25 protein-coding genes and 3 pseudogenes are annotated in these 26,047 nt (G+C 69.5%); 14 read left to right on the forward strand and 14 right to left on the reverse strand.

Annotation, left to right across the window (positions count from 1 at the left end; translation table 11 throughout):
* Window positions 1-237: 237 nt before the first annotated feature.
* The 3 genes from IE267_RS07450 to IE267_RS07460 form a co-directional block, all read right to left on the reverse strand.
* On the reverse strand, window positions 238-765 hold the full coding sequence (locus IE267_RS07450; protein ID WP_189762520.1) for a GNAT family N-acetyltransferase: 528 nt from the start codon (window positions 763-765) through the stop codon (window positions 238-240).
* A 161-nt stretch (window positions 766-926) separates the two neighbouring features.
* Window positions 927-1,331, reverse strand: coding sequence for an aggregation-promoting factor C-terminal-like domain-containing protein (locus tag IE267_RS07455; protein ID WP_189762521.1), 405 nt, complete (start codon window positions 1,329-1,331; stop codon window positions 927-929).
* A 699-nt stretch (window positions 1,332-2,030) separates the two neighbouring features.
* A complete protein-coding gene (locus tag IE267_RS07460; RefSeq protein WP_189762522.1) occupies window positions 2,031-2,336 on the reverse strand; it encodes a hypothetical protein in 306 nt (101 codons plus the stop codon).
* A gap of 273 nt (window positions 2,337-2,609) precedes the next feature.
* On the opposite strand from IE267_RS07460, the pseudogene IE267_RS40370 reads away from it, so the two are divergent.
* Window positions 2,610-2,720, forward strand: a pseudogene (locus IE267_RS40370) (helix-turn-helix transcriptional regulator); the annotation flags it as partial.
* A gap of 17 nt (window positions 2,721-2,737) precedes the next feature.
* Complete coding sequence (locus tag IE267_RS07470; RefSeq protein WP_229860810.1) at window positions 2,738-4,996, forward strand: ATP-binding protein; 2,259 nt, start codon at window positions 2,738-2,740, stop codon at window positions 4,994-4,996.
* A gap of 365 nt (window positions 4,997-5,361) precedes the next feature.
* Here the strand turns inward: IE267_RS07470 and IE267_RS07475 are convergent, their stop codons facing one another.
* Both IE267_RS07475 and IE267_RS07480 read right to left on the reverse strand, forming a co-directional pair.
* Window positions 5,362-6,015 carry a hypothetical protein gene (locus IE267_RS07475; RefSeq protein WP_189762525.1) on the reverse strand — a complete coding sequence of 218 codons (654 nt, stop codon included), beginning with the start codon at window positions 6,013-6,015 and terminating at the stop codon, window positions 5,362-5,364.
* A gap of 383 nt (window positions 6,016-6,398) precedes the next feature.
* Complete coding sequence (locus tag IE267_RS07480) at window positions 6,399-7,559, reverse strand: PP2C family protein-serine/threonine phosphatase (RefSeq protein WP_189762526.1); 1,161 nt, start codon at window positions 7,557-7,559, stop codon at window positions 6,399-6,401.
* A gap of 510 nt (window positions 7,560-8,069) precedes the next feature.
* On the opposite strand from IE267_RS07480, the pseudogene IE267_RS07485 reads away from it, so the two are divergent.
* Together IE267_RS07485 and IE267_RS07490 are read left to right on the forward strand one after the other, a co-directional pair.
* Window positions 8,070-8,297 (forward strand): annotated as a pseudogene (locus IE267_RS07485) (transposase); the annotation flags it as partial.
* A 246-nt stretch (window positions 8,298-8,543) separates the two neighbouring features.
* Complete coding sequence (locus tag IE267_RS07490) at window positions 8,544-9,314, forward strand: DUF8817 family protein (protein WP_229860812.1); 771 nt, start codon at window positions 8,544-8,546, stop codon at window positions 9,312-9,314.
* A 451-nt stretch (window positions 9,315-9,765) separates the two neighbouring features.
* On the opposite strand, the gene IE267_RS07495 is transcribed toward IE267_RS07490, so the two are convergent.
* On the reverse strand, window positions 9,766-10,224 hold the full coding sequence (locus IE267_RS07495; protein ID WP_189762527.1) for a MarR family winged helix-turn-helix transcriptional regulator: 459 nt from the start codon (window positions 10,222-10,224) through the stop codon (window positions 9,766-9,768).
* Window positions 10,225-10,287: 63 nt separating this feature from the next.
* Here IE267_RS07495 and IE267_RS07500 point away from each other — a divergent pair, with 63 nt between their 5' ends.
* Window positions 10,288-10,656, forward strand: coding sequence for a VOC family protein (locus tag IE267_RS07500; protein WP_189762528.1), 369 nt, complete (start codon window positions 10,288-10,290; stop codon window positions 10,654-10,656).
* Window positions 10,657-10,880: 224 nt separating this feature from the next.
* On the opposite strand, the gene IE267_RS07505 is transcribed toward IE267_RS07500, so the two are convergent.
* The gene (locus IE267_RS07505) at window positions 10,881-11,555 is read right to left on the reverse strand and encodes a DNA glycosylase AlkZ-like family protein (RefSeq protein WP_189762982.1); all 675 of its coding nucleotides are present in this window, start codon (window positions 11,553-11,555) and stop codon (window positions 10,881-10,883) included.
* Between the two features lie 972 nt (window positions 11,556-12,527).
* Here IE267_RS07505 and IE267_RS07510 point away from each other — a divergent pair.
* A complete protein-coding gene (locus IE267_RS07510; RefSeq protein WP_229860814.1) occupies window positions 12,528-13,406 on the forward strand; it encodes an alpha/beta fold hydrolase in 879 nt (292 codons plus the stop codon).
* 301 nt (window positions 13,407-13,707) lie between these two features.
* Window positions 13,708-13,929, forward strand: a complete 222-nt coding sequence (locus IE267_RS07515) for a hypothetical protein (protein WP_189762530.1) — start codon at window positions 13,708-13,710, stop codon at window positions 13,927-13,929.
* 72 nt (window positions 13,930-14,001) lie between these two features.
* Here IE267_RS07515 and IE267_RS07520 read toward each other — a convergent pair whose 3' ends face one another.
* Window positions 14,002-14,205, reverse strand: a complete 204-nt coding sequence (locus IE267_RS07520) for a hypothetical protein (protein ID WP_189762531.1) — start codon at window positions 14,203-14,205, stop codon at window positions 14,002-14,004.
* 339 nt (window positions 14,206-14,544) lie between these two features.
* Between IE267_RS07520 and IE267_RS40375 the strand changes: the two are divergent.
* Window positions 14,545-14,933, forward strand: a pseudogene (locus IE267_RS40375) (TOBE domain-containing protein); the annotation flags it as partial.
* Between the two features lie 168 nt (window positions 14,934-15,101).
* Here the strand turns inward: IE267_RS40375 and IE267_RS07525 are convergent.
* The 5 genes from IE267_RS07525 to IE267_RS07545 all read right to left on the reverse strand — a co-directional run bounded on the left by IE267_RS07525 (window position 15,102) and on the right by IE267_RS07545 (window position 18,367).
* A complete protein-coding gene (locus IE267_RS07525; protein WP_373304490.1) occupies window positions 15,102-16,094 on the reverse strand; it encodes a YihY/virulence factor BrkB family protein in 993 nt (330 codons plus the stop codon).
* Entirely contained in the window at window positions 16,084-16,665 is a 582-nt protein-coding gene (locus IE267_RS07530; RefSeq protein WP_189762532.1) for a hypothetical protein, read from the reverse strand. The genes IE267_RS07525 and IE267_RS07530 overlap by 11 nt, the downstream gene beginning before the upstream one ends.
* Window positions 16,662-17,606, reverse strand: coding sequence for a DUF6286 domain-containing Asp23/Gls24 family envelope stress response protein (locus IE267_RS07535; protein WP_189762533.1), 945 nt, complete (start codon window positions 17,604-17,606; stop codon window positions 16,662-16,664). The genes IE267_RS07530 and IE267_RS07535 overlap by 4 nt, the downstream gene beginning before the upstream one ends.
* Complete coding sequence (locus IE267_RS07540) at window positions 17,603-17,788, reverse strand: hypothetical protein (RefSeq protein WP_167161546.1); 186 nt, start codon at window positions 17,786-17,788, stop codon at window positions 17,603-17,605. The genes IE267_RS07535 and IE267_RS07540 overlap by 4 nt, the downstream gene beginning before the upstream one ends.
* 72 nt (window positions 17,789-17,860) lie before the next feature.
* The gene (locus IE267_RS07545; RefSeq protein WP_167161544.1) at window positions 17,861-18,367 is read right to left on the reverse strand and encodes an Asp23/Gls24 family envelope stress response protein; all 507 of its coding nucleotides are present in this window, start codon (window positions 18,365-18,367) and stop codon (window positions 17,861-17,863) included.
* 324 nt (window positions 18,368-18,691) lie between these two features.
* On the opposite strand from IE267_RS07545, the gene IE267_RS07550 reads away from it, so the two are divergent.
* The 6 genes from IE267_RS07550 to IE267_RS07580 all read left to right on the forward strand — a co-directional run bounded on the left by IE267_RS07550 (window position 18,692) and on the right by IE267_RS07580 (window position 24,086).
* The gene (locus IE267_RS07550) at window positions 18,692-19,276 is read left to right on the forward strand and encodes an RNA polymerase sigma factor (protein WP_167161541.1); all 585 of its coding nucleotides are present in this window, start codon (window positions 18,692-18,694) and stop codon (window positions 19,274-19,276) included.
* Window positions 19,273-19,896 (forward strand): Asp23/Gls24 family envelope stress response protein, encoded by a 624-nt coding sequence (locus IE267_RS07555; RefSeq protein ID WP_189762534.1) that lies wholly within the window; start codon window positions 19,273-19,275, stop codon window positions 19,894-19,896. Before IE267_RS07550 ends, IE267_RS07555 begins: the two co-directional genes overlap by 4 nt.
* The gene (locus IE267_RS07560; protein WP_189762535.1) at window positions 19,893-20,222 is read left to right on the forward strand and encodes an Asp23/Gls24 family envelope stress response protein; all 330 of its coding nucleotides are present in this window, start codon (window positions 19,893-19,895) and stop codon (window positions 20,220-20,222) included. Before IE267_RS07555 ends, IE267_RS07560 begins: the two co-directional genes overlap by 4 nt.
* A 1,474-nt stretch (window positions 20,223-21,696) precedes the next feature.
* On the forward strand, window positions 21,697-22,290 hold the full coding sequence (locus tag IE267_RS07565) for a hypothetical protein (protein ID WP_189762536.1): 594 nt from the start codon (window positions 21,697-21,699) through the stop codon (window positions 22,288-22,290).
* Window positions 22,291-23,504: 1,214 nt separating this feature from the next.
* The gene (locus IE267_RS07575) at window positions 23,505-23,687 is read left to right on the forward strand and encodes a hypothetical protein (protein WP_189762538.1); all 183 of its coding nucleotides are present in this window, start codon (window positions 23,505-23,507) and stop codon (window positions 23,685-23,687) included.
* Between the two features lie 99 nt (window positions 23,688-23,786).
* Complete coding sequence (locus IE267_RS07580; RefSeq protein ID WP_189762984.1) at window positions 23,787-24,086, forward strand: FAD-dependent oxidoreductase; 300 nt, start codon at window positions 23,787-23,789, stop codon at window positions 24,084-24,086.
* 55 nt (window positions 24,087-24,141) lie between these two features.
* On the opposite strand, the gene IE267_RS07585 is transcribed toward IE267_RS07580, so the two are convergent.
* Window positions 24,142-25,857: a hypothetical protein gene (locus tag IE267_RS07585; RefSeq protein WP_189762539.1), complete on the reverse strand. Its 1,716-nt coding sequence runs from the start codon at window positions 25,855-25,857 to the stop codon at window positions 24,142-24,144.
* Window positions 25,858-26,047: the final 190 nt, after the last annotated feature.

Consider the following 26,047-nt stretch of genomic DNA (forward strand, 5'->3'; position numbering starts at 1 on the left):
CACATCTACCTCGGCACCGTCACCCTCGCAGCCCTCATCATCTGGCTCCGCACATGATCCGAGAAACAGTGCCTAAGCCGGTCATACGCCGGTACGTACTCCTGCGGACAGTCAACCGGATCGGTGGCGCGCCCGGCGAGCCGGTTCATCGGCAACTAGGTCAGGGAGAAGGGCAGTTGCTGTTCTCTGCATAGGCTTCGGCCTTGCGGGCAGTGGAACTGCCGCCCCCGCTGCGGATCATCCGGCCGCCGGCGTCGAACGCAGCGCCCTGCGCAAGCACACACGCGGCCAGCGGTCCAAGCCGTGTGCCGCCTCAACTTCCCTGATCCGGCGCAGTTCGCGAGTGATGTCTCCCTCGCTCATGACCTGGAATCCACAGCGCGTGTAGTAGGCGGCGTTCCAGGGCACGTCGGTGAACGTCGTGAGAGTGAGAGCGGGTGCGCTCTCCTCGAGGGCATGGTCGGCCAGACGGTCGAGCAGGAGACGTCCGATGCCACGCCGCGCATGGTCGGGATGCACCGAGATCTGTTCGACGTGGAGGTTGCCGTCGACACGATCGGCGATCAAATAAGCGACCGGGACGTCCGCAGCGTCGACCGCGACCCACGCCAAGCCCATCTGCTGATGGCAGGCGAGTTCCCGCTCCGAGAGCGGCTCGTCGTCGGCGATCTCCGGCATCCCGACATCATGGAAGCGCTGACCCGCGGCTCGCTCGATCTCCTGAAGGGCGGACAACTCATCAGGGTGCACGGCTCGTATACGCATGGATGCATTGTCCAAGATCCCTGGACGAACGGCTCCGTCACCGCGGGGGGCGGCGCAAACGCCGACATGCCCCGTCACCGTGGCGGCGGGGCATGTCGTATGCGGCTGTCTCGAGCCGGCTGACAGCTCAGTACCGGTCCTGACTCAGTACCAGTGGCGGCTCAGTACCAGTGGTGGGCCTGCCAGAAGTTCCAGGCGCCGACCGGGCTGCCGTAGCGGGAGTTCATGTAGTCCAGACCCCACTTGATCTGGGTGGCCGGGTTGGTCTTCCAGTCCGATCCGGCGGACGCCATCTTCGACGCCGGCAGGGCCTGGACCAGGCCGTAGGCACCGGAGGAGGAGTTCGTGGCGGTGTGGTTCCAGCCACTCTCCTGAGAGACGATCTTGCTGAAGGCCTCGAACTGCGCCGGGTCCTTGATCATCTGCTGAGCGATCGCCTTGGCGTTCGCCGGGGCCGCGTGGGCGGGAACCGTGGCGAACAGGGAACCCGCGGCACCGACGGCGACGACGGCGCCCGCGAGGGTCTTCTTGGAGGCGGCGATGCGGCGGATGACTGCGTTGGACACGAAGAGGCCTTCCGAAGGGAACAAGGACGGTCGCGGGATACCGGGGCATACGTGAGCCACTCACACGATCGAGGGGGCTCGTCTGCGGCGGATGAAGTACCCGTGCCGCTCGGCGACTCATCCAGTTCTACCGACGCCCCGATGGCCTGGCAATGCCCCCCTCCTACTAACGGGCTTCGCAGCCAGCCCATACGGCCTCCCCACCACCGGCCGGGGCACGGCAGCCTCCGCACACTCCGCGGGCGGGCAAGGGCACGGCCAGACCACGCCGACGACCACTAGGCCCGCTCGTATGTGACCAAGGTCCTGTGGGCCGCCTCACCCGAGATGTCTAAAAATATTACGCATTGCAACTATTTATTACCTTTGATGGCCGGAATGCTGAGCCCGAGATGCTTTCCGATCAAAGGATCGGGATCGGCCGGGCCACGTATCCGAAGGCCGTCGCCGCTCCCCCGGTCGGTCTGACGACAAGACCCGCCCTCGCCGGAACCGGAGCAGGGGAAGGACGTGCTCTGCAGCCGTAACGATGCCGACCGGACGTCCCAGCATCCGGCGGCCGGTCGCCGGGCTCCGCCACCGTTCACGAAGTCGACCGGCCCCAGCAGCAGGTCGCTGAGGCCGGTGCTCACGATGGCGGGAGCCTGTCGCTCAACCCACCTGCGTCCGGTCCCCGATGATTTCGTCGCCGAGGTTGCATCAAGCGGTGCTCTCCGCGCTGGCCCACACCCAGGGGGCGTAGTGGACGTACTGGTAGCCCCCGAGGGTCTCGCACGTGATCACTTCGCGGTATCGGCCCGAGTTGCACCAGGTCTTGTTCCCGTGGTGGCCCGCACTGCCGAACACTCGCTGGCCCCAACACGACACCTGCGCGGAGTCGCCGGCCAGAGGAACGGTGGTGGTCGCCGAGCCGCTGTCGGCCAGTGCGCTCGGCGCGACGGACAGCGCCCCTCCCAGAACGAGCGCTGTTGCGGCTGCAGTCCTTGCGATACGGCCTTTGATCATGCCGGTCTCCCAGTTGGCGATGAGATGTGCGATGGTCGTCCCCGCCGCGCGACGAACACCCCTGCACGCAACTGCCTGTGCGGTAGCGGTGGTTGATCCTTCTCGCTCTGTCCGGCGGGACGCATACGATGCTGCCGCCGGACCCCTGCCACCGACAGGACGTCCAGCGGACGTTCAGCGGACGTTGTGCCGGGTGGGCCACAGTCCCGCGGGGAAGGGAAGCCGTGGGGCGCGATGCCGCGCGGTGCGGGCCTTCGGGGAGAGGAGGAGGAGATGCCGGAGCGGTTCGACACGGTGCTGCGTGATTACAGGCGGCGGGCCGGCCTGACGCAGGAGGAGTTGGCGGACAGGGCCGGACTGTCGGCCCGGACCATCCGCGCGCTGGAACGCGGCCGGGCCGGGTGCCGCGCGTCGCCTCGGTGCGGGAGGTCGCGAAGGCGCTCGGGCTGGGAACGGACGAACAGCGGCGCCTCCTCGCCACGGCCTCGGCCGACGAGTGGAAGGGCGCAGCAGGCCCGGGCCCCACGGAGCGTCAGCACTATCTGCCGTACGACATACCGGACTTCACCGGACGCACCGCAGAGGAGACCCGTCTCGCGGATCTCCTCGGCGGCGGCACGAGCGCGGTGGTGGTGACGGCGATCGACGGCATGGCCGGCGTCGGCAAGACCACACTGGCGGTGCACGCCGCCCATCTCATGGCCGAGCGGTTCCAGGACGGCCACTTCTGCTGCAACCTGCACGGCTTCACGCCCGGGCACGCGCCGACGGGACCGGCATCGGCACTGGAGGCACTGCTGCGCATGGCCGGCGTCGACGGCGCGCGCATCCCGCACTCCCTTCAGGAGCGATCGGCGCTGTGGCGTACCACGTTGTCGGGACGGCGGGCACTGGTGGTGCTGGACAATGCCGCCGATGCCGAGCAGGTACGACCGCTGATGCCGGGTTCCGCCTCGTGTGCGGTCATCGTGACCTCGCGGCGTCGGCTCCTGTCCCTGGAAGGTGCCGTTCCGCTGTCGCTCGACGTGCTGCCGGAGGCCGATGCGTGTGCACTGGTGGCCCGGATCGCGGGGCGCGGCAGGGTCGTCGACGCGCCCGAGGCGGTCGCCGAGATCGCCGGGTTGTGCGGCTACCTGCCGTTGGGCATCCGGATGACCGCGGCTCGGCTCGCCCACCGGCCCGCGTGGACGCCGGAAGACCTCGTCGCCGAGCTGCGCGCGGGCTCGCTCCGGTCCGGGGAAAGCGGCAACCAGCATGCGGTCAGTACGGCTTTCGCCCTCTCCTACGCCCGTCTGAGCCCCGACCTCCAGCGCCTGTTCCGGCTCCTCGGGCTGCATCCCGGTACCGATCTCGACGCCTACGCGGCCGCGGCGCTGGCAGGCACGGACGAGGCGACGGCACGCCAGGGGCTGCAGGAACTCGTCGATGTGCACCTGCTGGAAGAGTACGAACCCCACCGCTATCAACTGCACGACCTCCTGCGCCGGCACACGCAGGAGGTCCTGCGCGAGTCCGAGCCGCCCGCCCGGCAGGACGAGGCGGAGCTCCGGCTCCTCGACCACTACCTGTTCACCGCGCTCAACGCCCGCCAAGTGGTGGCCCCGGGACAGCGGCTGCTCGCGTTCGAGATCGACCGGCCGCCCGTGGACGCCCCGGACGTGAGCGCCCGGGCGCCGGCCCTGGCCTGGTACGAGGCCGAGCACGCGAACCTTGTCGCGCTGATCACCTGCGCCGCCGCGCGGAGCCGCGTCGAGCACGTCTGGCGGTACGCCCACGTGCTCCAGCACCTCTTCGACATCCGTGGACGCACCTTGGACTGGGTCGGTACCCATGAACTCGCCCTGGCCGCCGTCGAGCATCTCGACGACCGCCTGGCCCATGCCGAGATCCTCACCAGCCTCGCCATCGCCTGCTGGCACGCCGGACGTCACGAGGACGCCTTCAGCCAGGGCCTGGAGGCTCTGGCTCTGTGCCGCAAGATCGGTGATGCGTGGGGCGAGGCCGTCATCCTCACCAACTTCGGTGTCGCACACAGTGCGTTGGGAGGCACTGAGGAGGCCATCGACCTCCACCGACAGGCCTTGGCCCTCTACGCCGACCTGGACGCCCCCTGGGGCGAGGCCCTGAGCCTGACGAGCCTGGGCTCCGTCTACGCCCGCCTCGGGCGGACCGCCGAGGCACTCGACCACCACCGTCGGGCCCTCGATCGGTACCGCGGCATCGGCGATCCCTGGGGCGAAGCCCTGACCCTCACGAACATCGGCACCGGTCACCGGCAGCTGGGACAGTTCGGTGACGCCGTGCGCCACCACGCCCGAGCGCTTTGGCTCGCCCGCCGGACCGGCGACCGACGCGCCGAGAGCGAGTTCCTCAACGATCTCGGTGTCACGTACCACGCGGCCGGCTGCCACGAAGCCTCCCGCCGTCGCCACCGGCGGGCGCTGAACGTCGCCTCCGCCATCGACAACAGTCCGCAGATCGCCCGCGCCCATCAGGGCCTCGCCCATTCCCTCGCCGAGGACGACCCCGGTGCCGCCCACGACCACGGCCGGCGGGCACTCGCGATTGAGGGCGAGCTCACCGCCCCCGAGACCTCCGAGCTCATCTCACGGCTCGCCACCTTCGACCAGGATCGCGACCGCCGCCAGGGCCTGTTGTGAAAGTCCCGCTTTCCTCTCGGTCGAGCAGCGGGATGCCCGCATCAGGCGCTGGGCGTATCGAGCAACTCGGTGGGGCCTGTCAGATCGTGGTCGGCAGCGCGATTTCCAGGAGGGTCTCCGCCGCTGTCCGTGCGTGACGGCCGTAGTTCGACTCGCCCAGCACCATGACGCGGCTGGCGGCGCTCTATGCAGTCGGGGTCGTCCGCCGGGCCGGGCACTGCATGTCGGGCCGGCCCAGCGCGCCCGATGAAGGAGCGCAGTACCGTGACGCCGGGGCGGGCTGTTCGGCTGCGAGGGCGGCGGGGGCCAGTTGGTGGGCTGCGAGGTCAATCAGGGCGACGCAGTACGCGGCGGGCCGCGGCGGGTCAGTGGCGCAGCGTGGACGGGGCCTGCGGGGCGGCGAGTTGGGGGTCGCCCGCGCTGTCGAGCGGAGTGCCCTCCGGGTAGCGGGCGCACTCGGCCGTGGTGAACACCTGGAGGCGGTCTTCCGGGTAGGCCTCGATGCCGACCGCGTCGGAACTGTCCGGCGCGGTCAGCCGCAGGACCAGCCTCGAGGAGGTGTGCTCGTATTCGGTGACCTTCCACCCCTGGTGGGTGAGGGCGACTCGGGCCCGCTCCACGGCGGTCACCGCCTCCGCCAACGCCACTCCCTTCACCGCCCAGTTGTCGTGGACGTCGACCACGTGCGGCTCGCTCGGAGGCGTGTCGCTGAGGTTGTCGAAGAAGTGGCGCAGCCCCACCGGGTGGCAGCTGTAGCCCGTGGCGTCCATGCCGCCGCCCGCCCAGTTCTCGTCCAGCGCCCCGTGTGGCAGGGCGAGCGCGTCGTAGACGGCCTGCGTGCGGGCGTCCAGCCGCTGTGCGGTGGAGGCGGGGGCCGCGACCGGGTAGGGCCGGCCGTTCCACACGCCCTCGAACCACTGGGCGGCATACGCAGTGGCCGTCAACGCACCGGCCGCGACCAGCCCCATGGCGACGTACGTGGTGGTCTTGCGGCGGCCGGGGCGCGGTTGCTGTGTCATAGGAGAATCGTCGTCCGCCCGGGATCAGCGGCCCTGAGTACACGTACTCATCGGACCGCGCGGAGACACTCATCTCCGGTAGGTTCCGGTCGGCCCATGCTGTCGGTGCGGCTGTCCTCGGAGGCGACGCTCAGGCCGTTGAGCCAGAGTCCTCGCAGTGAATGACGCCGAGGGTTTGGATGCGGAAACACTCCTCCGCAGCGGCGCGGGCAAGGCGGATGGCCCCGGTAGCTGGAGATGCCGTCCTTGTGGAGCGTGCCCGCCTATGCGGTGCGGAGCGTGGGGAATGCGGCCCCATCGCCCCGTCTCCGGAACCGGCCAACGCCAAGGTCGGCCGAAACTGGTTACACACACGATCCCCGCTCGGCACAGCCGATGTGCTGTCACGGGCCGTCCGCACTTGCTGCCTCGTCGGCAGCGACGCAGCCGTTGCGGCGCACGACGAGGATGGCGGCGTCGTCACTCTGCTGATCCCCCGTGTGCCTCAGCAGATCAAGCCGCAACCGTTCCACCAGTTCGGGCGAGGGCAGATCGGCCCATGTGCTCAGGCGGTCGACCAGGGGATAGAAGACTCCCTTGCCGTCGCGCGCCTCGGTCACCCCGTCTGTACACAGCACCATGCGTTCCCCCGCGGGGAAGCTGCACTTCTGAGCCGTGCGCGCCTGCGGCGCCAAGTTGCCGAGCCCGAGCGGGAGTCCGGGGTCGTCGAGCCATATCTCTTCGGCCTTGCCACCACCGAGCCGGAACGGTGTGGTGTGTCCGCACCCGACGATTTCAGCCCGCCCGGCCGGCTCCAGTTGCAGTACCAACGCGGTGACGAACCGCTCGCCGTCCCCGGTGTCCCGCGCGTAATGGTTGTGGCGCAAAAGCGCCTCTTCCATCCGGATGCACACGCCGAGCAGCGAGGGTTGGTGGTACGCACCTTCCCGGAAGGAGGTGAGAACGGCGGCCCCGGCGTGGATCGCCGGGAGACCTTTGCCTCGTACGTCCCCGATGAGCACCCGGGTGCCGTACGGCGTGGGCAGGACCTCGTAGATGTCACCGCCGATCAGGGCGTCCTGGGCGGAGGACACGTACAGTCCATCCACCACCGCGTCGTCGGTGCGCAGCGGCAGTTCGCGCAGCAAGGTCCGCTGGGCGGCCTCGGCCGCGGACCGGACCCGTGCCAACAATTGCTCACGTTCCCACCGGGACTTGCACAGCAGGACGCAGGCGATGCCGGCCACGGCGGAGCCCGTGACGGAGGCGATCACGGTGGGGGCTCCCGAGTTGGCCAGCTCACTGGTATAAACCACAGCCACCGCGGCGGTGTAGAACGCCCCCACCAGAACGACCTGCCGGGTGGTACAGAGCATCGCTGCTATGAGCGCCGCCAAGCCGCATAGATGGATGATCTGGGTTCCGTTGCCGGTCGCGAGGTCGACGATGGCCGTCACGACGACCAGTGCGCACAGAATGGCCGTGGTCGGCTGCCGCCTGCGGTTGGACAGCCACTCATCCCAGCTCGGCCGCTCGCTGGTACCGCCGCGGATTTGGGGTGTCATGGGGACTCCGGAACTCGGCGCTCGCGTACCGGATCACCACCACTCGGTGCGGTGCGCTTCCCACGATCCCAAGGGTACGCCGGTCGGTCCCCACGAACACCGTTGGAGCATGTGTTCGACAGCGCGGGAACGTCGGAGACAGGGGGCCCTTGGCGGATACCGACGAGCTGACCTCGCGGGGCGTTGGCCGTGACAGCTCCCTGATCATCGCCATCGGCAGCTCCACCCGTGCGGTCGCCCTCGCCGAAAGCAGCCGCGCCTCTGCACCCCGGCGCGCAGCGGCATCCCTCCCAGCTTGTCCTCAGCCTCTCAGGCAGGCCACAGGTCTCGGCAACCGCACTTGCCGGTATTGGCCCGCGGCCAGCCCCGCCCGCGCGCGCAGTAGTAGCGGTTCTGGCCGCGGCCAGAACCGGGCCGAACACCGGCGAAGTCGTGCTCGCCGCCCTCCGGGAGCTCGGGGATCAGGGTGTGCCGGGGTCGTGAACCGACCGGCCGCTTCCCTGTCCCAACCGCCGTCTCCTTCGAGCGCGCGGCATTACACCAAGGATTGCCCGCAGAGGCACCACCCACGGTTCTGGACTCGGCAGGACCCGGTGGGTCGTCGAGCGGACCTTCGCCTGGCTCCACCCGTTCAAACGCCTCCGGATCCGCTACGAAACACGCGCCGACCTCCACCTCGCACTGCTCCAACTCGCCCGCAGCATCATCTGCCTGAGACGCCTGCGAACCTCATTTTGAAACCATCAGTAAGGCCGGACGGCTTGAAGCAACCGACCCTCTGGACCTACCGAAGCGACCGCCCGCCAGGCCACCGCCAGCCTCGTGTTCGACCCCACTATGCGGGCCTGAGGATCAGCCGCGAAGAGGAGAAACACGCCTGATCCACCATCACGCACCCACTCGTAAAGCTCCATAGGCGGCGGGATCGGCTCTGCGGCAGGATCGGAGGTCGGAGGCGGGACTGGAACCGAAGGGGCATCTAGCGTGACAGAACCGATGGTGCGGGCGAACGAGACGACAGTGCCGGTGATGCCGTGCGTGTCAATTGAGGAGACGTTGGAGTTCTACCAGGCGCTCGGATTCGAGGTCACCTACCAGCAGGCCCGGCCCTATATCTATCTGGTGCTGGAATGGAGCGGCTTCGCGCTGCACTTCGGGACGCCGCCGAAGAACATCGACCCGAACCAGGAGGACGCCGGCGCCTGCCTGGTCATAGTCGACGCGGTCGCGCCGTACCACGCGGAGTTCACCCGGGCCATGCGCGCCACCTACGGCAGGGTCCTGGCTAAGGGCAGGCCGCGCATCACCCGGTACAAGCCCGGGGCGAGCCGGTTCACCGTCATCGACCCGTCCGGGAACTCGATCATCTTCATCCAGCGGGACGAGCCCGCCGAGCTGGAATACGGCGGCTCCAAGCACCTCACGGGCCTGGCCAAGGCGCTCGACCACGCCCGCATCTTCGCCGAGTTCAAGACCGACGACCGCACGGCCCTGCGCGTAATCACCACGGCCCTGCGCAGGCACGGAGATACCGCCCCGCCCTTGGAGGTGGCCCACGCCCTCGCTCACCTCATCGAGCTCGCCGCCGCCCTGGAGGAGACCGATGGCGTCGACGAATGGCGCCGACGGCTCAACGCCCTCGACATCACCGACACCGAACGCCACCAAGTCGCCGAAGGACTCCGCGACGCCGACGCGCTCCACCTGTGGCGCACCGAGGCGAGTCCGGAAGCAGAGGCAGCGGGCGCACTCTGACCCATTCATCGGGCCGGACTTCGCTGTCACGAACGGCCCGATGGTCGACGTTCGGCCTCGATGAGCCTCTTCCCTCTGGTGACGCGGAGAGAGGAACTCTGCCTACGCGCCGGTGGCGCCAGCCCGGATTGCCCATGCGGGGCGGCGAAGGGGCCTTCGTGAGGACGTCTCGATCCCCTCGCGCATGCCTCTCCGAGAACGGTCCTCATGCGCGCGGGCAGCGCCTGGCGCCCCGGTCGAACTCAATGAGCGGTCGAGAAGACAGACGCGGCGGCCTGTGCGGGGAGTTCGGCGATCCCTCCCGCGTTAGGCCCGTGACGTAGGCGAGCCGGGCGGAACACCGGACCACACGGGGCGCGCCCGAGGTGAATGCCCTTGCTGCGCAGGGGACTTGTACAGTCCACCGGCACGAGGCCGCCAGCGCGCTGCGCGGTCCGCGCCGACAAGGCGCCTATGCGCCACCTTCGTCGGCGCGCAGGGAATCGATCATGCCCTGGAGGATTCCGAACGCCCTCGACTGCTCGGCTCCGGTCATGCCCGACAGCATTCTGACCTCGACCGAGCGGACCGCGACCGTCGCCTTCTCCAGGCTCCGTCGGCCGCGAGGCGTGAGCCGCGTAGGAAGCGCCTTTCCGACGGGCGCCGCAGCGGGCCTGGTCACGTAGCCGTCGCGTTCCAGGGTCTGGAGCAGTACGTTCATCGACTGGCGGGTCACGAAGGCGCCACGCGCAAGCTCCGAGTTCGACAGACCCGGCCGTTGCGCCAGCAGTTCCAGGCAGGAGTAGTGCGTCACGCTCATGCCGAGCGGCCGCAGCACCTCCTCCATGGCCACGCGCAGGGCGCTCGAAGCCTCTTTCAGCAGGTATCCCAGTGATTTGTCCAGGTCGACGCCGGCACCCTTTTGACTCATGTCAGCATTCTGACATACCGTGGGTCGTGTCAGGAATCTGACACGAAGATTAGGAGCGTCACCATGCCCGTCACAGGCCCCGACTTCATCTCGCTCCAGGCGCGCGACCTCGACGCGTCGCGTGTGTTCTACGAGCAGTACCTCGGCCTCGTCCGTTCACAGGCCGGGCCCCCGCACGCCGTCGTCTTCGAGACGAAGCCCATCGCGTTCGCACTCCGCGACATCGTGCCCGGCACCGATCTCGGGTCCGTTCCGCAGCCCGGCATTGGAGCCGCGATCTGGCTGCACGCCACCGATGTCCAGGCCATCCACGACGCTCTCGCCAGCGACGGCCACACCATCGTCTCCGCACCCGTCGACGGCCCCTTCGGCCGGACCTTCACCTTCGCCGACCCCGACGGTTACCACATCACGCTCCACGACCGCGTCTGACACACCGGACGCCGCCCATAGCACCGGCCGGCGCTGGCGCCGGGCCTCCGTGGGGGCGGGACATACATCAGCTCCCCGCGCGGGCACCCCGCAGCCGAGGCCGACGAGTCGCTCCATCAGATTCCTCAGCTTTGCTCGCTCATGCGATGCAGGTCGAACGGTTCCCGCGGCCGTGAGGTGCTTCTCGGTCTCGCGTCGGCTTCCGGTGGCCTGGTCGGCCCTGTCTACCGCAGCGCCTTGCGCAATGCGGCTGTTGTGGGAGGGTCGGCGGCGTCGGCCTCGATGCTGATGCGGTTCGTGCCGGTGGCGGTGGCCAGGTTGCGGCAGGCGCCGGCGAAGTGGACGGCAGTCTCGGGTCCTGCGTGCGGTTCGAACGAGGCTTGGTGGACGGTGAGTCCGGCAGGGGTGAAGGCGAGGTCGGCGCGGGCGATGAGCCGGCCGTCGGCCGGCAGGGGGCAGACGTAGTAGCCGTGTTCGCGGCGGGCCGTAGGTTTGTACGCCTGCAAGACCTGAGTGAAGCCGAAGAGCCGCTGGACGCGGAAGCGGTGCCAGATGAGGTTGTCGAACGGACCGAGGAAGACCGGCTCCCGGGGAGCGGCTACGGGTCCGGCGAGCGTGGACACGTCGGCCCAGGCGCTCCCCCATCCCTCGACGGCAACCGGAGCGAGCGCAGTGCGCGGCAGGAGGCGTTCGGCGGTCGTGGGGCGGATGCGGAGGTAGTCGGCATAGTCGTCGACGGTGCCGAGTCCAAGGGTGGTTGCGGCGTGTTCGAGGAGCCGGATCTGGCAGGTGTCGTCGTCCAGGCCGTCGCCGAGGAGCGGGTGGGGGATGCAGCGTTCGGGGAGGTCGAAGAGTCGTTGGCTTGAGGTGTAGCGGGTGCAGGCGAGTCGCCGGCCCAGACCATGAACTCAAGTGCGGTCTTCGTAGGCCCCCAGCCCCGGCCGGTGGTCGTGAGCTGTTCGGTGCACAGGCTGCGCAGCGGCAGGGGTCCGTCGGCGCGGACGCGGGCGATGAGCGCTGCCCGGGGTCGGGGTCGGGGTATTGGGGACGGGTGCGGGTGTGGCTGCGTCTGAACGCCCACAGCGGCCAGTCGTCAAGGGGCACCAGGCTGAGGGCGTGGGCGGGATACACGAACGCCGCGGGCGGGCTGATCGAGTTGAGGGCGGCGTCAACGGCGCGCGTGGTGGCGTGGGGGATGCGGGTGGCGAGGGTGAGCTGGTGGGCGCGGGCCAGGACGCTGATGCTGTCGAGCTGCACCGCATGCAGATGCCCCAGTACCGACGGGACGTCGGCACGGTCGCCGGGCGGGAAGGCCGCGGCAACCCGCGATGCTCCGGGCCTGTGCCAGGGAGAGTTCGGCCTCGGGACGTGGTGAAGCGCTCACGCCTGCTGTTCCTGTCACGGGTGGTGGTCCGTCGCACCCGACACTGCCGTGGCCTGGGCCGGCCGGGCGTCAACGGGCACAGTGGGCTGGGCTGTTGCGGCCGGTGCCGGCTGCCCCTCCCCCACGTCGGACCGGGCGGGCCGGGCGCGGTGCCGGCTCATCCCTCGGGATCCAACATGCACCGGATCGTAGAGGGCCATCCGGCCCCAGCAAGTAGGAATCGGTGTACGGCCGCGCGCAGCCAAGCGGACACCTGGCAGGCTTCATCGGTGAGCGGACACGGGTCGGCGAAGGACCAGGGGGTAACCCCACCACGGTCGGTGGTATCAACAGCACCGTCAACAGACGTGCCAGCCGGATTCTGTGGGCAGCCAGGTTCCCGAATGATCGGACAGCTACCACAGCGCCTCAAGCCGTCGAAGGATCACTCGTGTCCCGCACCCCCCGTATGAGCCGTTCCACGTCCCGTGTTCTGTCCTCCCTCGCCTTGCTGGCTCTGGGGGCCGGTGGCATCACTGCCTGCAGCGACAACGATTCCGCCTCCAGCCCCACGGCCTCGTCGTCCGCCACCTCGGCCGCCGCCCCGGGATCCGCCAAGGCGGCCGAAACGAAGCTGCACATGGTCGACAACGGGGGTCACCGTGTGGCCTTCTACGTCACGAAGGGCAACGGCTCCACCATCGTCATGGACTCGGGCGGCGGAGAGTACTCCACGCAGTGGAAGGAGATCGTCCCCAAGCTTCACGCGGCCACCGGTGCCACCGTCATCACGTATGACCGCGCCGGTCTCGGCAAGAGCGACGTGGTGCCCGGCGCGTGGAAGGTTCAGAGCGCCGTCAGCGACCTCAAGGCGGGACTCAAGCAACTGGGCATCGCCAAGGACGTGACCTTGGTAGCTCACTCCCAGGCCGGGGAGATCGCGAACTACCTCGCCCAGGACAACCCGGAGATGCTCTCCGGCGCAGTCCTGGTCGACGCCAATCTCCCGCAGTTCTTCACGGACGAGGAGATTCCCCGTCTCGTGGCCGGGACTCAGCCGGACGTCGATGCGGCGAAGAAGGACCCCGAGAAGCCGGAGAACCGCCAGCTGATCTCCACAGCAGAGGGCTTCGCCCCAGCACATAAGGCATTCCACAAGGTGACGTGGCCGACTTCGGTGCCGGCAACGGTCATGGTTTCGGAGAAGACTCCGTTCGCCGGGTCTCCTGAAGACGCCCAGCGCTGGCGCGATGCAGCCGCCTCGTTCGCCCGGCAGGCGCCGAACCGGACGCTCGTCACTGCCAAGGGCACTTCCCATGAGCTACCGACGGACCGTCCCGACCTCGTACTCAAGGAGATCGAAGCGATGTTCGCCGCTCAGCACTGATCTCTGGGACGCGATGTCCCCACCGGTCCGCAGTGGTTTCCTCTGCGAACAGGGGGCAAAGCGCCTCATCAAGCTGCTGGTCATAGTTTGGTGCTGCGGGGATTCAAGATGCGCAAACTGTGGTCGCACCCGCATAGCTCCGGTCAAGCCCGTCGATCGGCGAGCGGCGGCCACCTCTCGCCAGTCCTGATGGACCTGAACTGAATCGCTGGCAGATGATCTACACGATAGACAGCCGCTCAAGATCAGCACGAGTGCCCCGGAAGGCTGTCACGCCAACCCTTTGACCAGCGGCTTCAAGTTGGCTGAAGCTCATTGCGGGAGCCTCACCGACGTTCCGGTCACCGCCGACCCAGCCGAGGCACAGGCCGCCGCAGCGGCCATGGTGGTGGGACTCGCGCACGACTTCCACAAGGCGCGCGTCGACGTGATCTGGGATCCGCCCCAGGACCCCGGGTCTTGGACCGCCCAGATCACCATGGCCACGTCCCCGGCGAACACCATTGGCCAAACGACAAGCTGAAGCGAGGAGCATGGGCTACGGAAAGAAGCGGGTCAATCAAGGTGACCCGGGTCTGCAGCAAAGCGGGAGAGGTTAGGCGGGGGCGCCTGCCACCGTGAGGAGTTCACGGACGCCGATCGTGCGCCTATGGCGCTGCCCGAGCTCAGTGTCGACCTGCCGGATCGCGGGGCGTTCACGGATCGCCACGGTCGACACGCGCAAAGCGGCAAGCAGTTCGGCCGCGGTCTGTTCAGGCCAATTGCGCATGAGGAAGCCAGGAGTGAGGTCGGTGTGCATGCGGGCCTTGCGTCCCGGGCGTGTGGAACTGCCGCTCGTGGAGGCGCGCCCGGCCCCCAGGCCGGCCCCGGCGTCACCGATGTGCCCAGTGCACGCCGACCGCGTAGAGGTCGACCTGTGCGGGGGTGATCGGGGGCCGTAGCTGGGGCGGCGGGGAAGCGGGTGTAGCTGCGGTCGGCGTAGGCGATCAGCGCCGGGGAGAGCCGGCCTGAGGCGGGCGGTGGGAGGCCGAGGCGCCCAGCCCGACCGGTGAAGTCCTGGGTGAGTCCGCTCCACCAGGCGTGCCGCGCAACCCTCTCGGTGAACGGCTGGCCCGCCAGTGCAACGGGCCTCCGTAGGCTGGCCGGGTGCAGTAGTACGCAAATCGGCGAGGCGGCCCGATTCTCCGCGTCAGCCCTGATACGGCATGCCGCTGGGCGGACGCGGCTCGTTTGCCCACCGTTCGCGAGGACGGCAGATGCAAGGTCACCGGCGCAGACCTCGCAGCGTTCTGCGCCCAATACGCGCAGAAGAATGCCGAGGGGGCTGAGGGGCTACCACCTCCGTCCCTAACGCGATGGCCGGAATCGTCACCGCGGTCGCCATCGATGGTGTCGCCGCACAGGTGGACCTCCAGGTCGGTCTCCCACCGGATTGTTTCCCTCCTGATCCGTGAGGCCGGACAAGAGCTCGGACTCGAAGTCGGTGTCCGGGCCGCCGCCCGGGTCGATTTCACCAGTGTCCACATCGGCGTCGACTGGCATGCGTGTACGCCCGCGCGTGCAGAGCAGTCCCCCGCCTGGACGAGTTGTGGTGCCGTGCCTGTTGCGTACAAGGCATGTGGCAGCGTCGGCGCCGCATCGCACAGAATTTCCTGGATGCGTCTCGCATCACACCCGCCGCTCCCACCTGGTCCCTTATGTCCGGGTGGTCGTGGGGTGCTGCGGGCCCTCGTCCGGAACTGTGCGCGCTGCGCGGGGTTGCGTGCTCGTCGGTCGGGGCGGGCGGGCCGCGGTGGACTGGCCGTTCGCGGTCGCCTTGTGGAGTTCGGCGGCGAACTGTGCGCCGGTGAGCAGCGCGAGGTTGGACAGCCAGAGCCAGATCAGGAAGACGACGATCCCGGCGAGGGAGCCGTAGAGGCGGCTGTAGGTGCCCAGGACGGACGTGTACAGGGCGAATCCGGCGGAGACGGTCAGCCACAGGGCTGCCGCCAGCATTCCGCCGGGCAGGCTGTTGCGGCGTCGGTGGGCGGACGGCGGCCCGGTGTGGAAGACCACGACCACGAGCAGGGCGACCAGGGTCAGCAGGAGTGGCCAGCGGACCAGGCTCCATACGAGCGGCACTTCGCTGTCGACGTGCAGCAGGTGGCCGACGTCCTGGGCGACGGGTCCGCTGAGGATGAGGACGAGTGCGCAGATCCCGAGGAGGGCGAGCAGGATCAGCGCGGTGGCGACGATGCGGTGGGCCTTTCGCCAGGGCGAGCGCCTGTCGGGGATGCGGTGCATGGCGTGCAGGGCGCGGCGGAAGACCGCGAGGTAGCTGCAGGAGGACCAGACCGCGCTGGTGAGGCCTGCGGCGACCAGTGTCCAGGCGGCGGACTGTTCTTGCGCCGTGTGGGCCAGCAGGCCGTGGAGTTCGGGGCCGGACTGGCCCGGAGCGTAGTGGGTGATCCCGGCGATGAACTGCTCGGCGGCCGGTGGGCTGATGAGCCCGAACGCCAGGGCCGTCACGAGCAGGGCCGGCAGGACGGCCAGGATGGCGTAGTAGGTCAGGGCTGCCGCGTAGTCGGTGACGTCGTCGTTCCACATGGTCACCGGGGTGCGCCGCAGGGCAGGCCACCAACTGGCGTACGGGGAGGCGGTGTTGGGGCATGCGTCCTGACCGGACGGGGGGCGGGGCTCATCGGACATGCGGGACCCGGTGGGTGACGTGGTTCATGCGCAGGAAGGTGTCGATCTCGTAGGGGGCGGCTGCGGGCCCGGCTTCGCGGGACACGGCTGCGAGCTGCTCGATGACGGTGCCGGGTGCGGTGCCGGCGTCCAGCCATACCCGAAGGTGCAGTTGGAGACGCCGGCGGCGGACGTACAGGCGGGCACGGCATCGACTGATGCCGTCGATGGTCACGGCGCGCTCGGCCAGTGCCTCCTGGAAGGCGCGGGTGCGCAACGTGCCGTGGGGTGAGGCGAGTTGCAGGCGGGCGCGGTGACGCGGGTGGATCTGCCCGAAGAGCCACCAGGCCAGCAGTACGGTGGCGAGCACTCCGGCGGTGATGACGGCAGGTGTCCACCAGTCCCGGGCGCGAAGATCCGCCAGGGTCCCCCGGTCGAGCAGTACGGCGTCGGGGGCGGGGGCCGGCCAGCCGCCGGGGAGCCTGTCGGCGATCGAGGCTCGGGCGGTGGCCAGCCAGATCCCGCCGCCCAGCAGGGCGAGTCCGGCCGCGGCCAGGACGCTCCGGTTGGCGGCTGCACGGGCCGAGGTCATGCCGTACGTCCTTTCTCGTCGACCGCGACTGGGTCGCTGCTGTCGGGGTGGGGTGCCTGCCAGGCCGGTGTGGGCCGGACGGTCACTGAGCAGCGGAGGCTACGGCGAAGGCGGCAGCGGTCGAGGGCCCGCTCGGCGGCGGACACCGACCGGCGCTGGGCGCTCTCCTGGTCGCCGAAGGCCAGGCGAGCTTTCACCGTGATGCGCCGTCGCCGTACGCGGACACGCACCTCTTCGACTCCGTCCACGCAGCCCACGGCATCCCGGACGAGCGTGGCGACGGTGAACCGGTCGATGACGACGCTCTGACATGCGCTGTCGGTGGCGAGGGCCAGCAGCCGGCGGCGCCCGGGGGTGAACGCCAGTACCAGCGACACCACCCCGAGGGCCGCCGCGGCCAGCGCGGCGACGGTCACGCCCACGTTGTCCACGCGGAGCCCGGCCAGCCGGTCCACCGCGCTCGCGCGCCAGGCACCGGCACCTTGGCCGGTGGTGTGGACCCGGATGACGTCGATGGTCACGGCCGCGCAGGCCGCCCCGGCCAGCAGGATCAGGCCGGCCGCCGGGACCCGGCGTGCCGACCACCAGCGCCGCCGTGAAGATCCCGTCTTCGAGGCCTCTTGGGCCGCTGGTTCCGGGGCCGCGTTCCGGGCTTCGAGCCGGGTGACGGTCAGCCGGGGCGGCGCCACGTCAAGTCCCGTCAGGTGGCGGGTGCGGGCAGCCACGTGCTCCTGCATGCGCCGTGCCGTGTCCGACAGTGCGGCGGGATAGGGCAGCGCGACCCGGAGCGCCACGGTCGCCCGGCGCCCGTCGACCGCGGCGGAGCCCCTCGGCCTGTCGGCCGTCGGAGCGGCGAGCGCCTCCTGAGCCGCCCGTTCGGCGATCTTCCGTACGGCTTTGTCCGCGATGGTGGTCGACCCACGTGCGGCGGCCGCCGTCATCGACGGTTCCGTTCGAACATCTCCCGCAGCTCTATCGCACGGCCACCGCCGTCGAGCCAGGCTCCGACCGCGTATCCGGCCGCGCCCAGGACGGCGACCAGTACGAAGGCGACGAAGCCGCCGAAGTACGCGGCGAACGCCAGGGCGATCCCCGCCACCATTCCGATGAAGGATCTGCTCATCTCTCCCCACCTCTTGCCCAAGGCCCGCACCGGGCCCGGCCGTTGTCCCTGAAATCCAGCGACAGAAACGGGTTACTCGACCCGGGATTCGCCGGATACGTCGTGGTTGTCGTCCTCGGGCAGGTGCACGTCGTTGATGGCGATGTTGACCTCCACCACCTCCAGGCCCGTGATCCGCTCGACGGCCGCGACGACGTTCTCGCGCACGTCGGCCGCGACGTCCGTGATCGAGACCCCGTACTCGACCACGAGGTCGAGATCGATGGCGGTCTGCCGCTCACCGACTTCCACCTTCACGCCCCGGCCGACGTTCGGGCGGCCACCGGGGACCCGGTCGCGGACTGCACCGAGCGTGCGGGACAGGCCGCCGCCCATGTCGTGGACACCGGGGATCTCCCGCGCCGCGATGCCCGCCACCTTCACGACCACGACATCGGCGATGGACGTCCTGCCCCGCGAGGCGGCCGGCTCGTCCACACCGGACTTGCCCAGAGAGACATCGGTCGTGCCGGCGCCCGTCGCGCCCGGCTTCGGGGAGGAGGAGCTCTTCGACGAGGGGATCAGCTGCTGGGTGGTCATGGCGTTCGTCCCTTCCTTGGGCGCCGCGAGGGCAGCGCCGAGATGCTTTCACTGGTTCGGACACCGCTGAACGCCTTCTGTGACGGACCATTTCGAGAAATCTCGGCCCGTTCGGCAAAGCCGTGCTCCCCGTGCCCGGCTCGTCGGTGCGTCGGCGGGGCATCTGCGGGCACGTGAGGGAACGTGCTGTCACCCAGGGGGTGACCGCCTCGGGGGTGACCGCCCCGGGCGGCACGTGTGGCACGCGGTTCCGGACCTGTGCGTAACAGAGGGACCAGTCGAAGTGTCCAACCGACAGAGCGATCGTCAAGAGGGGAGTTGCCCGTGCCGGGGAACCGCACACCGACCTGGGCACCGGAGGAGGATGCCGGGCCGGACGACGCCCTGCTGACGGTGCGCGCGGGCGAGGGCGACGAAGAGGCCTTTGCCGTGCTCGTCCGGCGTCACGCGCCTGCACTGGTACGCCTGGCGACCCGGCTGGTGCAGGACCGGACCGAGGCGGAGGACGCGGTTCAGGACGCCTTTATCAGCGCCTGGCGCAAGCTCCCGGAATTCCGCGGCCAGTCCTCCTTCGGCACCTGGCTCTACCGCATCGTCACCAACCGGTGCCTCAACATTCTGCGCACCCGCAAACCCCAGTCGCAGCTGGAAGCCGCCTCCCAGATCCCGGCTCCGGAACACAGCGTGGCTCCCGACCGGATCACCGAAGGCCGAGCCGCGATCGTGGAGCTCCACGACGCGCTCGCGGGCCTCTCGGCCGAGCAGCGCACCTGCTGGGTGCTGAGAGAATTGGACGAACAGCCCTACGCATTCATCGCGGACACGGTCGGCATCACTGAACAAGCCGTCCGCGCCCGCGTCTTCCGTGCCCGACGACACCTCACCGAAGCCTTGGGGGCCTGGCGATGACCACACGCATCCATCCGCCCGACACACCCCCTCCGCACGACCCGGACGACGAACGCCTGCCGTGCGGGCGTCTGCTGTCCCAGGTCTGGGCGGACTGGGAAGAAGGCACGGCCGACCCTCATCGGGCGGACTGCGCCGACTGCACCAGTGCCGTGGCCGAACTGGAACAGCTCGAGACGGCTGTGCGCCGGTTGCGCGACGACACCGAGAACGCCTCCGGCTACGACCCCGCACCGCTGACCGAGCGCGTGATGAACGTCGTCCGCCTCGAACTGCGCCCCGGCCACCCGCTGCCCCTGGGAGCCCCGGACGAAGACATGTGGCTCATGGAATCGGCCGCCGCCCGCGTCCTGCGCACCGCGGCCGAACGGGTACCCGGTGTCCGCTCCGGCTCGTGCCGGATCACGCCGGAGCCCGACCGGCCCGGCCGCGTCGCCATCAGCCTCCACATCCTGGCGCCCACAACCGCACCCAGTCTTCCGATGCTGGCCGACGAGGTCCGCCGGGAAGTCGGAGCATGGGCCGACCACAGGCTCGGCCTGGAGATCACCGGCATCGACGTCCACGTCGTCGGCTTCGCCGACGAACCGGACGACAGCGAGAAAGGCATCGCACCGTGACCCCGACCGCCCTCGGTGACACCCTCGCGCACATCGTGCGCGCCGTCCCCGGCGTCGCCTTCCTCGCTCCCGGCATCACGGGCCGGCTGCGCTCGGCGTTCCAAGACCCTCGGCAGAGCGGCCCACCCAGGGGCGCACTACGGGTCTCACGCCGCAACGGGGCCGGCCCGTGGGAGATCGAGGCACGGATCGTCACGCTCGCGGGGTACCGGGCCTGTGACGTCACCCGCGCAACGCGCTCCGCGATCCTGGCCCATCTCCAGGCGGACGGCGCCACCGCCGGCCACGGTGCCGCGGTAAAGGTGACAATCACCGGCATCGTCTGAGGCCAGGCTCCACGACTGCCGATCCGGCCCACGGCGCCCCTGGTGCGGCGTACCCCCATCGCCGTGCCGGGGCGTCGGTCTCCCCACAGGCGCTGCCCTGACGATCACCGGCACCGGCACCCGCTCCGAGCCCGGGCCCCGGCTCCGGCTCCGGCTCCGGCTCCGGGCTCACCAGCAACCACTGCACTCACTCGATCTCAACCCGAGCCCCACGCCGATCGGGTGAATCCGGGCCCGCCGACAACACAGCCGTCAACGCAGCTTGTCCTACGTACATGACAGACCATCAGATGATGTCGCGTCCTGCCGTTCCCGCCGCCCGAGCCGCCCGCCCGGTCAGGCCCGACCGCCTTCCCGCACCGGCCGAGCGCCGACGGCTGCGCGAGCAGTGGGGGCTGACCACACGGCAGGTCGCCGCCGCGTTCCGGGTGACGCCGGGGACGGTGGGCAGCTGGGAGGCCGGACGCAGCGCTCCGCGCGGGCCGCGCGGAGCCGCCTACGGGCGATTCCTGGCCGGCCTCGCCCAACACGCCCTTCCGGTCTCCGCGCACACCGATGTGCCTCCGCACGAGCCGCCTGCCGCACGTACCGATGCAAGTACTGCCGCGGGTACCGCCAGGTCGCATCCCGCACGGGCCGCGGCAGCCGACCCATGCCCCTCCGACGCCGGACCGGCCAACGAACCCTCCACGGTCCCGGACCAGCCGCCGCCCGCGCCGTCCAGCCGCCCTGCCGTGACACGGGCGGCAAGCGTCCCCGTCGCACATGCCGATACGGCCCCGCGGCACTCCGCCGCGCCTGCCCCAGGACGGTCGTGGGGACGCTTCGCAGGTGCAGCGGTGAGCCTGTGGTCGCTGGTCCTCTGGCTCATCGTCACCTGTCCGCCGACAAGATGACCCGGTGACCCACCGCCCCCGACGAGCGCGCATGGTCGGGGGGGCAGACCCTTCCGCTGGAGGAAGCACTGTTCCCCCGGTCGGCCGGTGCGCGGCGGGAAAGGGGCGCGCTCATCGCGGCGGCTCTCGGACTGCCGGCCGAGGCGCGCGGCCGAACGCCCCGGTGCCCGGCGTGCCGGCCGAAACAGGTCGCGCGCATTCCCCGCGCGAGCGCGGTTCACATCCGAACGTCGCCCGACCCAGGCGACGTTGCAGCTTGGTCTCACCGTTCGGCGATTCTTCTGCAGCCGCCGCGCGAGCAAGCGCCACGCGGCAGGCCGCAGCAGGGTGACCCAACTCCTCGAAACGACGCCTGTACCCGAGCGCTCGCCGCAGGTGCCGCTCGCTGCAGGTGCTCGGTCACGACGAGCCTGCCTGTCCGCACGGTTGCGCCCCCCGCGCGCCCTGGCACAGCGATGCGGCTGCCCGGATGCTGTATCCGCGTTGTCCGCGGCCGAGACACCTCAAGCTGGCAGTGGTGACTTGGCGTGGCTCCTCGCGGTGCGCGCAAGCGGCTCTCATTCCTCGAGAGGACACCCATGTTCCGAGCGACAGCTGCCCGTCCCCTCCGTCCCCGCCTCCATTGGAGTCGGCCGGCCGCGATCCTGGCCTCGTCCCTGCTGCTGGCCGACAGCCTGCTGGCAAGTTCCCCGACCGCGGTCGCGGCGTCCGCCGGCGTTCTTGATCTCACCTGCATCCCGCCCAGCAGCGGCGTCTCCACCTACACCCCACCGCTGACGAACACCCCGCAGATGGTCGGCGCCACCATCTCCTTCGAACTGGGCCCCTGCACCTCCCGCGAGGCGCCCCAGGTGACCTCAGGCACCGCCACGCTCAACAGCGCCCCGCGCAGCCGGTCCTGCGCGGATCTGCTCGGCAGCGCCTCCCGGACACTGGTGATCAACTGGAACACCGGAGAGACAAGCACCCTCGCCCTGAACGTGAGCACCAGCGTGGTCGGCGCGGTCCTGGAGTCGGTACTCACCGGCACGGTGAGCTCCGGCCGATTCCAGGGCGACACCGTGGCCATGGACCAGACCGGCCCTGCTACGAACGTCCTGACCTGCACTGCCGGACTGGGAACCGTCGCCAGCATCTACTCCGTGGTCACCCTGGAGATCACCTCCCTCTGACAGGGACCAGCCCCCGGGGGGAGTGACCGGTGCCGGTGGCGAGCGCCGCAGACGCGGCGCTCGCCAAGAGCTTCACGCCCCGCCCCGCCCGGCCCCGAGTCGGCGCGGGGCGGGGCTCGAAGCCCGACGGGAACGACATCCGCCGGGGTGGCTCGTGCGACGCCATGTCCTTACCCATGCCCTCGGCGACCACATCGGCTTCCCGACCGGCACGTGCCTGCGGCGGCCCGATGCGGCGTTCACGTGCGCGGCCGTCTGTCACGAAATGCACCGCCCTACACGGCCGCTGATCACGACTTCAGTGGAAGGACTCAATCCCTGACAGGTACACGGGCCGCCGGCGGGAGAATCCGCACAGTTCGTGGCGCAGATGCCACGCCACGGTCCACCGCGCCCCTCGGATGACAGAAACTCCTCGCCCCGGTGAAGCGAAGCGCGGACGGCCCCAATGAACGACCGCTCCACGCCGGCTTTTTGAGTGCGGTGTCGACTGGTGTCGTCGGCCGTTACGGGGATGTGTGTCGTCTGTAGCGGTGACGGGGGGGCGGTGGCCGTAACCGAGCGCAGGATCTTCTTCTTGCCCGGTGGGATTCTTCTTGCTGGTACAGCGCAGTACGAGGCCCCCCACTCCCCCGGCGTCTGAGGCTGAGGCTGACCCGCCGGAGACACCTCGCGATCACCCCGGTCAATCCCAAATCGCCTCAACAGCCCCGTAGTGGCTCGTGGGCACCGAATACCGTTACCGGTCGCGGAAGTCAATATCCCGCAGGGGTCGGGGCGCTGCCGATCGAGATCCCGCTGGCTTCGTCGATGGCGCCGCCGCTGACCGAATACCCTCCGGAAACTCCAGAAAATGGGCGAGATGGAGCAAGGGGAGGTGCGGGCCTGCGGCCTCACACGTCCTATAGAGGTAGTCCACGAAATACATCCATCCGAAAGGGAAGAGTCATGAAGCTGCGCAACGCAATGATTGTCGCCGCGACCCTAGGAGCAACCCTGCTGTCCGGACCAGCCGCGTTGGCGAGCACGGCACATCCAGTCAGTGATCCCGTCCCCCCGTCGTCGTACACGTCGAAATACGACAACATTGAGTTGGACGTAATCCTCCAACCCGCCCACATCTTCAACAACTACTACACGTGCCTCTTGTCTGGAGGCGCATGCCAATAAGACCCGCAATTGCCGCAGGCGGGAGGCCCCTCGGGGCGAACGGCATGAAACGCCCAGCGGTCATCGGGATGCTGACCGCCATCATCGTCTTCTTCCTCGGCATGCTCCTCCACGACCAACTCCGCTCCGACAGCAGTGCCCTGGCCACCTCGCTGCTCACCTTCGCCGCCATCGCCGTACCCGGCGGACTGCTCGCATGGTGGCTCGCCGGCCGCCCCCGGCGCTGAACACCACCGGGCCCCAGCCGCATCGGCCGGGGCCCAGTGGAAAGCTCTGCGTCCTCGCCTCCAACACCGAAGGCCCGATAGTCCGGGGCATTTGCGTGCCTGGCCCATCCTTGGAAGCTCCAGCGGTCGACATGCGCCACCTGGTCCAAGCCCGTCTCGCTGGTCGGGGACGCCGCCCACCTCGTGCCGCCGCTCGGCGTCGGCGTCGACCTTGCCATGCTCGACGCCTGCGAACTCGCCCTCGTCATTGCGCACAACGACACGGTCGCGGACGCCGTCCGCGTCTATGAGCGGACGACGCTGCCGCGCTCCAACGCGTGGCAGTGGACGCTCGACCACGGCGCCGAGGAACTCGTCTCCACGGATCTACCCGACTTCGTGGACAGTCAAAGTCCTTGACTGGCGGGCGACTTGGCCAACGCATCGGATGCTCAGGGCTGACGGCGCGTCACCGTCAGATCGTGACGGTGGCTGTGCAGCGGCTCAGGTCGAACTCGGTCCAGTACTCACGGTCCGTACGCCCGTTGAAAAGGTGCTCGTCCCACCAGTACCCGCCCGTCTTCTTGCTGTTGGAGCTGCTGAGCGAGATCTCGTAGGTCCCCGGCTCCAGATCGGTGATCAGCACGTCCACCCGGAGGTGTCCCTTCGAGAACGCCCCGCCGTCGAAGTCGGCGTACTTCAGGAAGTGCTTGTCCGACGGCTTCTTGATCCACAGAGTGCCGCCGTTGACCCGGACCGTCGAGAACCGGGTGCCGCCGTCGCGGTACCACCACCAGCCCCAGTAGTACTCGGCCACCGCGTCCCAAGTGGCGATGACGGCCTTCTTGCCGTCCTTGAGGGTGGCCGGGGTCAGCGCGATGTCGTGGCGGAGCCGGCTCCAGGCGCCCCTGCCGTGGTCGGACACCGTCTTGCCGGTGACGGTCTTGCCCCTGCTGACCACGTCCGCGATGCTCGGCGGCGCCGGCGGGACCGGCGGCACGGGCGGCACGTACCGGTCGATGCCCCGGTGCACCAGGAGCAGTACTTCCCGCGCCCCTTCGGACGGCCCTTCCTTGAAGCTCAGCAGGGCGGGGGTGTTGTTGGAGTCGTGGCCCTCCAGCACGACCGGACGGGTCCAGCCGTCTTCCTCGGTCCACGTGCAGTGGCGCAGGGCGTCCCCGGCGTCGGTCCGCGCGGACGGGTAGACGGCGTGCAGCTTGCCGTCGTACGACGCCAGCGCGGCGGTGCGGAGCGAGAAGGCGGCGTCGATCCCCTTGCCCTCCTCGACCGGGACGGGGCCGGGCAGGTGGTCGCCGTCCGTCCAGGTACTGCCGTCGAACACGGCGGGGAGGAGTATTCCGAAGCTGTTACGGACCAGGTGCAGCTTGCCGTCGTGGGCGGCCAGCGACAGGTTGGCCCGCATGCCCTCCGTGGACTCCTGCCACTCCTGGCGCAGCCGTTCGGAGTCGACGTAAGGGGTATCCATTGGATCCCCTCCGTCGTCGAGGACGTGGGTCCACCGCCCTTCGGTGTTCCTGACCAGGTGGACGAGCCGGTCCGCATACAGGTCCACGTACAGCAGGTGCACCGTGCCGTCGAGGACGGCCAGGGCCGGAGCGAGGGCGGACCTTTGCCTGGTGACCGGCTTGGGGCGGCTCCACCGGGGCTTGCCGTCCACCAGGCTGAGTTCGGTCTCGAACAGCTGGGGCGTGCCGTGGGTGTAGTACCCACCGGTGCCGGTGAAGACCATGCGCAACGTGCCCTTGTCGTTGACGAGGGCGGGCGTCTCGGCGCTCTCGACGCCGGGTATGTAGGCGTCGGGCGTCCACCTGCGTGCCTGGTCCAGTGCGTCGGCCGCGGCCTGGACCTTCGCCTGCCAGGCGGTGGTCTGCTCCTCGGTGGCGTCCTTGGGCAGCGGTTCGGCGGTGGCCTCGTCCAGCGCGGTCTCGTACGGTCGTACGGACGCGGGAGTGAAGGAGGTCCACCGCACGGGCAGGACCTTGTCGCCGTCACCCTCCTCGCGGGCGCCGCGGTGGACGCAGTAGATCGTGCCGTCAACCTCGGCGAGGACGGGGGCGGCGAAACTGAGGTGATCGGCGAAGGCCACGGCCGGACTCCAGCCGCCGGCCGTCGTGTACAGCGCCCGCCTGAGATTCTGGTCGTCTTCCTGCGGCTTCGCGGTGTCGGTCACGTGCGGTCTCCTCAACGTCGGTCCCGGCACGGGCGGAGGCCCGCCCGGACACGACGCACGGTACGCATGAGGTGACTCTCGGCTCCCCACACTCTTGATCATTCGTCTGGAACCTGCCCCGACGCGACCGGAAGTCGATCTCCTGCACCTGGGCGAAGCGGCCTACAAGCCCTCGGGCGATTCCCGGCCG

Source organism: Streptomyces xanthochromogenes (assembly GCF_014650455.1).
Lineage (GTDB): Bacteria > Actinomycetota > Actinomycetes > Streptomycetales > Streptomycetaceae > Streptomyces > Streptomyces xanthochromogenes.

Excerpts from the sequence above, each read along its gene's own strand:
- IE267_RS07450 (WP_189762520.1), bottom strand. The coding sequence starts at position 765 with ATGCGTATACGAGCCGTGCACCCTGATGAGTTGTCCGCCCTTCAGGAG.
- IE267_RS07460 (WP_189762522.1), bottom strand. The coding sequence starts at position 2,336 with ATGATCAAAGGCCGTATCGCAAGGACTGCAGCCGCAACAGCGCTCGTT.
- IE267_RS07475 (WP_189762525.1), bottom strand. The coding sequence starts at position 6,015 with ATGACACAGCAACCGCGCCCCGGCCGCCGCAAGACCACCACGTACGTC.
- IE267_RS07480 (WP_189762526.1), bottom strand. The coding sequence starts at position 7,559 with ATGACACCCCAAATCCGCGGCGGTACCAGCGAGCGGCCGAGCTGGGAT.
- IE267_RS07495 (WP_189762527.1), bottom strand. The coding sequence starts at position 10,224 with ATGAGTCAAAAGGGTGCCGGCGTCGACCTGGACAAATCACTGGGATAC.
- IE267_RS07500 (WP_189762528.1), top strand. The coding sequence starts at position 10,288 with ATGCCCGTCACAGGCCCCGACTTCATCTCGCTCCAGGCGCGCGACCTC.
- IE267_RS07520 (WP_189762531.1), bottom strand. The coding sequence starts at position 14,205 with ATGCACACCGACCTCACTCCTGGCTTCCTCATGCGCAATTGGCCTGAA.
- IE267_RS07525 (WP_373304490.1), bottom strand. The coding sequence starts at position 16,094 with ATGTCCGATGAGCCCCGCCCCCCGTCCGGTCAGGACGCATGCCCCAAC.
- IE267_RS07530 (WP_189762532.1), bottom strand. The coding sequence starts at position 16,665 with ATGACCTCGGCCCGTGCAGCCGCCAACCGGAGCGTCCTGGCCGCGGCC.
- IE267_RS07535 (WP_189762533.1), bottom strand. The coding sequence starts at position 17,606 with ATGACGGCGGCCGCCGCACGTGGGTCGACCACCATCGCGGACAAAGCC.
- IE267_RS07540 (WP_167161546.1), bottom strand. The coding sequence starts at position 17,788 with ATGAGCAGATCCTTCATCGGAATGGTGGCGGGGATCGCCCTGGCGTTC.
- IE267_RS07545 (WP_167161544.1), bottom strand. The coding sequence starts at position 18,367 with ATGACCACCCAGCAGCTGATCCCCTCGTCGAAGAGCTCCTCCTCCCCG.
- IE267_RS07555 (WP_189762534.1), top strand. The coding sequence starts at position 19,273 with ATGACCACACGCATCCATCCGCCCGACACACCCCCTCCGCACGACCCG.
- IE267_RS07565 (WP_189762536.1), top strand. The coding sequence starts at position 21,697 with ATGTTCCGAGCGACAGCTGCCCGTCCCCTCCGTCCCCGCCTCCATTGG.
- IE267_RS07575 (WP_189762538.1), top strand. The coding sequence starts at position 23,505 with ATGAAACGCCCAGCGGTCATCGGGATGCTGACCGCCATCATCGTCTTC.